Genomic DNA, 487 nt, shown 5'->3' with positions numbered 1-487 from the left:
TTGAGGTACCGGGCGACCGCTTCGGCCAGCACCCTGTTGGAATTGCCCGCGAAGAGTTTCATGCACGGTTCCTGGTGGAGGATGATGAGACCTGACGGACTCGCTTGCGCCCTTTAACCGGGCTTTTAGCGGCCCGCGCCGGTATTGCAAGCGCCGAGATCGGGAATCCGCCGGCTAAACTCAAGAAAGCTCCGCGCCATCGCCGGGCTGCAACAGGGAGCAGCGGACTTGCGCTGCTCCTTCTTCTCGTTGGGCATCGGATTTTCCCAAAACCGTCTCCACTTTTGGGTCCGATGCCTCTAGCCCGCCTTGCCGCCGAGCCAGGCCGCGAATTGGTCGATGGTCTGGTCGGCGATCGTCTGCATGGTGGCCGGCGAGACCCCCTTCCAGCTGTCGCCGCCCGCGCTGGCGCCGGAATTGACCGACGGGGCCTTCTGCTGACCATTGATGCGGTGCAGCCGGTTGCCGGCGGGGTCATAGACATCCC

At 63.9% G+C, this 487-nt stretch carries 1 pseudogene; it reads right to left on the bottom strand.

The features are described 5' to 3' along the window. Positions 1-299: 299 nt before the first annotated feature. A pseudogene (locus EN984_RS37205) lies at positions 300-487 on the bottom strand (hypothetical protein); the annotation flags it as partial.

The sequence above is a fragment of the Mesorhizobium sp. M7A.F.Ca.CA.004.12.1.1 genome, assembly GCF_003997835.1.
Classification (GTDB): Bacteria; Pseudomonadota; Alphaproteobacteria; order Rhizobiales; family Rhizobiaceae; genus Mesorhizobium.
This window is presented reverse-complemented; position numbering and strand designations above follow the sequence as displayed.